We start from the raw sequence: 546 nt of genomic DNA, 5'->3' as shown, positions 1-546 counted from the left end.
TCCGTAGGTGGATATGTTGCCGGAGCTTCAGTTCAATCACAAAGTACCATTTTTGCGATAAAATCCATGCAGATTTATTTTCCATTATTAGCAGTCGCTATCGTAACCATATTCACTTTATTTTTGAATTATGAAAAATTTATTAAACACATAAAAGAACAAATTAGAACAAATAACGTAGGTGAAATGAGAGACAAACAAATATATAAATAAAATGAGGGATTACTATGACAAATTATATTCATGTAGATAAAAAAGGATCAGATAGTGGATTAGGTAATGTTGAATCACCATTCTTAACAATAGATAAAGCTGCTTCAGTTGCACAACCTGGAGACAGTATTATTGTGCATGAAGGGATATATCGCGAAGAAATAACACATATAAACACAGGATTAAGCGAGTCTAGAAGAATTTCATTTGAAGCAGCCCAAGACGAACAGGTTATTATTAAAGGCTCCGAAGAAATAACAGGATGGCAACAAATCGATGGCAGTATATGGAAAGTAGAAATAGATAACAATATATTTATAGATTTTAATCCAT

1 protein-coding gene and 1 pseudogene are annotated in these 546 nt (G+C 31.9%); both read left to right on the top strand.

The genetic code is table 11. The annotated features are described in order from the left end of the window. A pseudogene (locus ACF91D_RS31545) lies at positions 1-213 on the top strand (MFS transporter); the annotation flags it as partial. 14 nt (positions 214-227) lie between these two features. Next, on the top strand, positions 228-546 hold a 319-nt coding region (locus ACF91D_RS31540), incomplete at its 3' end, for a DUF1565 domain-containing protein (RefSeq protein ID WP_392438664.1).

The sequence above is a fragment of the Staphylococcus sp. 231237_7MaSpsaltlick genome (assembly GCF_043107035.1).
The sequence above is the reverse complement of the archived record's forward strand: the minus strand, read 5'-3'. Positions and strand labels throughout refer to the sequence as shown.